The sequence below is a fragment of the Streptomyces corchorusii genome, from assembly GCF_001514055.1.
Lineage (GTDB): Bacteria > Actinomycetota > Actinomycetes > Streptomycetales > Streptomycetaceae > Streptomyces > Streptomyces olivaceoviridis.
The window spans coordinates 140,228-147,349 of the sequence record NZ_KQ948373.1; the positions used below are offsets into that span (position 1 = coordinate 140,228).

Consider the following 7,122-nt stretch of genomic DNA (forward strand, 5'->3'; position numbering starts at 1 on the left):
GACCCGCGTCCCCCGCTCCGGCCCTGAAGATCACCGCGCCAGCCTGCCGCCGCCGCGGCCCCGGAGTCAAGGTCTTCCCCTCAGCGGTCAACTCGCCCCGGAATTAGTTGACTTGGCAACAATGGTACGGCGGAACGCACGCCTCTATAGTGACCGCCGACCACACGAGACATCTTCATCACCGCCCAGGGGAGGGCTGTTGCAACGTCACCCCGCCACCTCGCTCGTGCGCCCGTGGCCGGGGGCCGGCGGCTGATGGCCAGAGACGGAGCCCGCCCCTCCTACGACCCCGCCGGTCCCGACCACGCGCTGCGCGCCGCGCTCCAGGACCTGCGCACCGGCCGCTGGATGGCCATGCGGACCCTGCTCGCGGAGACCACGCCGTGGTGGCAGTGGACCCAGCGCACCCAGGTGCTGGCGGCTGCCGCGGCCGGCACCGACGTGGTGCGGGCCTGGCTCACCGAGGAGCCGGACAGCGCGCACGCGGTGGTGATGCACGCCCGTGTCGGCGTCGAGCGCGCGCTGCGGGCCCGGCGGGAACGGCACCGCCGTACCCATGAGCTGTGGATCGAGGCGTGGGACGCCGCCCAGACGGCGACCGTGGCCGCCCCGCGGGACCCGGTGCCCTGGGTGTGTCTGCTGGCACTGGCCCAGCTCGACCCGGAGCAGCGCTGGGAGGAGCACCGGGCCGCCGCGCCGGAGCCGATGCTGCCGCCGGGCCCCTGGGGGCTGCTGGCCGAGGCCGACCGGCGCGACCCGTTCAACCGCGAGGCGCACCACCGGATGCTCCAGTTCCTGTACGCGCGGGGCGGTTCGGGCCGGCTCGCGGAGGCCGCCGGGTACGCGCAGTGGGCCGCCGGGCAGGCCCCGCCCGGCTCGGCGCTGCACCTGCTGCCGCTGTACGTCCGGGTCGAGCGCTACCGCCGGGACAGCGGGCACGACGCGGCGCTGGACCTGCACTGGGTGGTGGAGGAGGCGGACCGGGAGGCGCGGCGCGCACTGCACTCGTGGTTCGAGCGGACGGACCCCGCCGAGCGCGCGCTGCCGGACCTCAACCATCTGGCCCACGCGCTGTGGGGTGCCCTGAAATTCGCCGACGCGGCAAGGGTGTTCGAGGCGATCGGCCCCTACTTCACCCCGCCGCCCTGGATGTACCGCACTCCGGACCGGGACCGGGCCGTGGAGGTCTTCGTACAGGCCCGGGACCGCTGCCGGGCCGCCGCGGAGGGCTCCCGTCCCTGAACACCGCGCCCGCACGCCGCCGCCGAAGAGCCCTCCTCCACAGCGCCGGGAACAGCCCCGCACCACCCCCTGAACGACCCCGTTGCACGTGCCCGTCCGACAACCGTTGATCCAGGAGGTCCCCGCGTGTCCCCCACCCCCGGTCCCTCGCCCGCCCCCTCGCCCGGTCTGCCGCAGCAGGACGAGGAGCAGCGGCTGCGGGAACTCGGCTACCGCCCGGTGCTGGCCCGCCGCATGGGCGGCTTCGGCAACTTCGCGATCAGCTTCTCGGTCATCTCGATCCTGTCCGGCTGCATGACCCTGTACGGCTTCGGCCTGAACACCGGCGGCCCCGCCGTGATGCTGTGGGGCTGGGCGGGCGTCGGCCTGTTCGTGCTGTGCGTCGGGCTCGCGCTCGCCGAGGTCACCAGTGCCTACCCGACCTCCGGCGCCCTGTACTACATGGCCGACCGGCTCGGCGGCCGGCGCTGGGGCTGGTACACCGGCTGGCTGAACCTGCTCGGCCTGCTCGGCGCGATCGCCGGCATCGACTACGGCGCCGCCCTGTTCACCGGCGCGTTCGCCAACCTCCAGTGGGGCTTCACGCCCACGCCCGGCCGGACCATGCTGATCTTCTGCGCGATCCTGCTGCTGCACGCGGTGCTGAACCTGTTCGGCGTGCGCCTGGTCAGCCTGCTCAACTCGGTCAGCGTGTGGTGGCACCTGGCGGGCGTGGCACTGATCGTCGGCGCACTGGTGATCGTCCCCGACCACCACCGGTCGGCGTCCTTCGTGTTCACCGAGTTCGTCAACGAGACCGGCTGGGACAACCCGCTGTACGTCGCCGCGATCGGCCTGCTCCTCGCGCAGTACACCTTCTCCGGCTACGACGCCTCCGCCCACCTGTCGGAGGAGACCTCCCACGCCTCGGTGGCCGCCTCCCGCGGCATCGTCCGCGCCATCTGGGTGTCCTGGCTGGCCGGTTTCGTGCTGCTCGCCGGTCTCACCTTCGCCATCCAGGACTACGACGCCACGCGCACCACCGGCACCGGCGTACCGCCCGCCCAGATCATGCTGGACGGCCTCGGCACCGACGGCGCGAGCGCCCTGCTCCTCGTGGTCATCGTCGCCCAGCTGTTCTGCGGCAACGCCGAGGTCGCCGCGGCCAGCCGGATGGTGTTCGCGTTCAGCCGGGACGGCGCGCTGCCCGGCTCGCACCTGTGGCGCAAGGTCAGCGGACGCACCCAGACGCCGGTCGCCGCCGTCTGGCTGTCCGTCGTCGTCGCCTGTGTCCTCGCCCTGCCGTCGCTGTACTCGGCGACGGCGTACAACGCGGTGACCGCCATCAACGTCATCGGCATCACCCCGGCCTACGCCATCCCCGTCTTCCTGCGGCTGCGCGCGGGCGACCGTTTCCAGCCGGGTCCGTGGCAACTGGGCCGCTGGAGCAAGCCGGTCGGCTGGATCGCGGTCGGGTGGGTGGCGTGCGTGACGGTCCTGTTCTGCCTGCCGCAGGCGTCGCCGGTCACGGTCGACACGATGAACTACGCCTCCGTCGCCCTCGCGGTGGTCCTCGTCCTGGCCAGCGTCTGGTGGTACGTCGCCCGCCGGTCGTACGGCACCCCCACCACCGCCGCGTACGGCAGCGACCGCGACCAGGCGGACCTCGCGGAGGGCATCGTCTGAGCCGGCTGCCCGCAGAGCACCGGTCCCGGTACGAACCGGTGCGCCGGATGCGGCAGGATGAACGAGCGCGCCGGTCACCGGAGTTCCTCCCGCCGGCGCGGTCGCACATCCCGGACATCGAGCAGGTGACAGAGTGACGAGACTTCACAAGAGGCTCTCCACAGCGGCCACACGCCCCGGAGGTGACCGGTGAACCGCGCGCTGACCCTGGACGACCTCGTCCTCGCCGGCATCGCCCTGGCGGCGGGCCTGGTGCTCGCCTTCATGTCGCGCACCCTGCTGCGCTGGCTCGCGAAGCACGCCAAGCGGACCCGCTGGAGCGGCGACGACGTCATCGTGGACGCGCTGCGCTCGGTCGTGCCCTGGGCGGCGATCGCGGGCGGCGCGGCGACGGCAGCGGCCGTCCTGCCGCTCACCCGGACCGTCCAGCACCACGTGAACCAGGGGCTTGAGGTCTGGCTGATCGTCGTGGTGACGTTCTCCGCGGCCCGGGTGATCGCCGGCCTGGTCCGTTCGGTGACCCAGTCCCGCTCCGGGGTCGCGGGCTCGGCGACCATCTTCGTCAACATCACCCGCGTGCTGGTCCTGGCGATCGGCTTCCTGGTCGTCCTCCAGACCCTGGGCATCTCCATAGCGCCCCTGCTCACCGCCCTGGGCGTCGGCGGTCTGGCGGTCGCCCTGGCCCTCCAGGACACGCTCGCCAACCTCTTCGCGGGCATCCACATCCTCGCCTCCAAGACCGTCCAGCCCGGCGACTACATCCGGCTGAGCAGCGGCGAGGAGGGCTATGTGGTGGACATCAACTGGCGTCAGACGACGGTCCGCCAGCTCTCCAACAACCTGGTGGTCATCCCCAACGGCCAGCTCGCCAAGGCCAACATGACCAACTTCACGCGGCCCGAGCAGGAGCTGACCGTGCTGGTGCAGGCCGGGGTGAGCTACGACTCCGACCTAGAGCACGTCGAGCGGGTGACCGCCGAGGTGGTCGCGGAGGTCATGACGGAGGTCACGGGCGCCGTACCGGAGCACGAGCCCGCCATCCGCTTCCACACCTTCGGCGACTCCCGGATCGGCTTCACGGTGATCCTCGGCGTCGGCGAGTTCAGCGACCAGTACCGGATCAAGCACGAGTTCATCAAGCGCCTGCACCGCCGCTACCGCGAGGAGGGCATCCGCATCCCGGCCCCCACCCGTACGGTCTCGCTCCAGCAGGGCTCGGCGGTGATCCCGCAGCAGCGGAGCGCGGAGGGCGCCGTGCCGGAAGCGCAGGCGACGGAGTAGCGCCGGGGCGCGGTGCCGGTGGCGCGGGCCACCGAGCAGCCCGGCCGTGAGGTCCCGGCCGGCACGTATGCTCGAAGCAGGATGACCACGCCGGCCCCGGACCCCCGCACGCTCGACCGGCGACTGGACGCGCTCGCGCGCCAGCCGTTCCGGGCGAAGTTCCACCTGCGCGGCCGGGACCGGGCGACCGCCGCCCTGAAGGGACCGGCGACCCTGCGCTGGCACGCGTACGACCTGATCGCGAAGCGGCTGGCGCCGGCCGAGCCGTACAAGGACGGCCGGCAGACGCCGTACCGCGGCCACCCGGTGTTCGTGGCCCAGCACGCGACCGCCACCTGCTGCCGGAGCTGCCTGGAGCGCTGGCACGGCATCCCCAAGGGACGCGCACTGACCCGTGTCGAACACGCGTACGTGGTGGAAGTGATCAGCCGCTGGATCGCGCGCGAGATGACGGACGGCGCATTTTCCGGCCAGGACCCCTGTCGAGCCGACCCCGGGCACGAGATATCTTGATGTCGAGCAATGTTGCAGACGTGGAGCGGAGCACCCGGTGACTGACTCGACCATCATCTACACCTACACAGACGAGGCCCCGGCCCTGGCGACGCATTCGTTCCTGCCGGTGATCCAGGCGTACGCCTCGCAGGCCGGTGTGCCCGTGGAGACGCGTGACATCTCGCTGGCCGGGCGCATCATCGCCGTCTTCCCGGAGTACCTGAACGAGGATCAGCGCATCCCCGACGCGCTGACCGAGCTGGGCGAGCTGGCCAAGACCCCCGCGGCCAACATCATCAAGCTGCCGAACATCTCGGCGTCCATCCCTCAGCTGAAGGCCGCCGTCGCCGAGCTCCAGGGCAAGGGCTACGCGCTGCCAGACTACCCGGACGACCCCAAGACCGACGAGGAGCGCGAGATCCGCGCCCGCTACGACAAGGTCAAGGGCTCCGCCGTCAACCCGGTGCTGCGCGAGGGCAACTCCGACCGCCGTGCCCCGGCCTCGGTGAAGAACTACGCCAAGACCCACCCGCACCGCATGGGCGCCTGGAGCGGCGAGTCCAAGACCAACGTGGCGACCATGGGCGAGAACGACTTCCGCTCCACCGAGAAGTCCGTCGTCGTCTCCGAGGACGGCGCCCTGAAGATCGAGCTGGTCGGCGAGGACGGCACCACCACCGTCCTGAAGGAGTCCGTGCCGGTCCTCGCGGGCGAGGTCGTCGACGCGTCCGTCATGCGCGTCGCCGAGCTGAACTCGTTCCTGGCCGCCCAGGTCGCCCGCGCCAAGCAGGAGGGCGTCCTGTTCTCCGTGCACCTGAAGGCCACGATGATGAAGGTCTCCGACCCGATCATCTTCGGTCACGTGGTGCGCGCCTTCTTCCCGAAGACGTTCGCGCGGTACGGCGAGACCCTCAAGGCGGCCGGCCTCACCCCGAACGACGGCCTCGGCGGCATCCTGAAGGGCCTGGAGAACCTGCCCGAGGGCGCCGAGATCAAGGCCTCCTTCGAGGCCGAGATCGCCGAGGGCCCCGCCCTGGCCATGGTCGACTCGGACAAGGGCATCACCAACCTGCACGTGCCCTCCGACGTCATCATCGACGCCTCCATGCCGGCCATGATCCGCACCTCCGGCCACATGTGGGGCCCGGACGGCCAAGAGCACGACGCCCTCGCCGTCATCCCGGACTCCTCCTACGCCGGTGTCTACCAGGCCGTCATCGAGGACTGCCGGGCCAACGGCGCCTACGACCCGTCCACCATGGGCTCGGTCCCGAACGTCGGCCTGATGGCGCAGAAGGCCGAGGAGTACGGCTCCCACGACAAGACCTTCGAGATCCCGGCCGCCGGCACGGTCCGGCTGACCGACCAGGCCGGCAACGTGCTGATCGAGCAGCCGGTCGCGCAGGGCGACATCTTCCGCGCCTGCCAGACCAAGGACGACCCGATCCGCGACTGGGTCAAGCTGGCCGTCACCCGCGCGCGTGCCACCGGCGACCCGGCCGTGTTCTGGCTGGACGAGACGCGCGCCCACGACGCGCAGCTGATCGCCAAGGTCAAGCAGTACCTGCCGGAGCACGACACCGAGGGCCTGGACATCCGCATCCTGTCCCCCGTCGAGGCCACCAAGCTGTCGGTGGAGCGCATCCGCCGCGGCGAGAACACCATCTCGGTGACCGGCAACGTGCTGCGTGACTACCTGACCGACCTCTTCCCCATCCTGGAGCTGGGCACCAGCGCCAAGATGCTGTCGGTCGTCCCGCTGATGGCGGGCGGCGGCCTGTTCGAGACGGGCGCCGGCGGCTCCGCGCCGAAGCACGTCCAGCAGCTCGTCAAGGAGAACTACCTGCGCTGGGACTCCCTCGGCGAGTTCTTCGCCCTGGTGCCGTCCTTCGAGCAGTACGCGGCGGCCACCGGCAACACCCGCGCCAAGGTCCTCGCCGACACCCTGGACCGCGCCACGGCGACCTTCCTCAACGAGGACAAGTCCCCGACCCGGCGCGTCGGCGGCATCGACAACCGCGGCAGCCACTTCTACCTGTCCCTGTACTGGGCGCAGGAGCTGGCCGGGCAGACCGAGGACGCCGACCTCGCGAAGGCGTTCGCGCCGCTCGCCGAGACCCTCGCCGCGAACGAGCAGAAGATCGTCGAGGAGCTGAACGCGGTCCAGGGCTCCCCGGCCGACATCGGCGGCTACTACCAGGTCGACAAGGCCAAGGCGGACGCGGTCATGCGGCCGTCGGCCACCTGGAACGAGGCGCTGGCGTCCCTGAGCTAGGGTCTTTCGTTTGGATCAGGCCGGATCAGGGAGCGGGGTCTGGTGCCGCGCATCGCAAGGCGGAGGAGGGCGCCATGGCGGAGCCATGGCAACCGACGACAACGCGGCGAGGCGCGGTGCCAGGGCCCGCGAGCCCGGCATGATCCAAACGAGAGGCCCTAGTT

General features: G+C 71.3%; 5 protein-coding genes. All 5 read left to right on the forward strand.

Annotated elements, in window-relative coordinates:
- Positions 1–255 precede the first annotated feature (255 nt).
- Entirely contained in the window at positions 256–1,242 is a 987-nt protein-coding gene (locus AQJ11_RS39810; protein ID WP_208616736.1) for a hypothetical protein, read from the forward strand.
- A gap of 126 nt (positions 1,243–1,368) precedes the next feature.
- Positions 1,369–2,907: an amino acid permease gene (locus AQJ11_RS39815; protein ID WP_014676314.1), complete on the forward strand. Its 1,539-nt coding sequence runs from the start codon at positions 1,369–1,371 to the stop codon at positions 2,905–2,907.
- A 189-nt stretch (positions 2,908–3,096) separates the two neighbouring features.
- On the forward strand, positions 3,097–4,188 hold the full coding sequence (locus tag AQJ11_RS39820) for a mechanosensitive ion channel family protein (protein WP_059266636.1): 1,092 nt from the start codon (positions 3,097–3,099) through the stop codon (positions 4,186–4,188).
- Between the two features lie 81 nt (positions 4,189–4,269).
- Positions 4,270–4,701 carry a DUF4186 domain-containing protein gene (locus AQJ11_RS39825; protein WP_059266637.1) on the forward strand — a complete coding sequence of 144 codons (432 nt, stop codon included), beginning with the start codon at positions 4,270–4,272 and terminating at the stop codon, positions 4,699–4,701.
- Positions 4,702–4,738: 37 nt separating this feature from the next.
- Entirely contained in the window at positions 4,739–6,958 is a 2,220-nt protein-coding gene (locus tag AQJ11_RS39830) for an NADP-dependent isocitrate dehydrogenase (RefSeq protein WP_014676311.1), read from the forward strand.
- Positions 6,959–7,122: the final 164 nt, after the last annotated feature.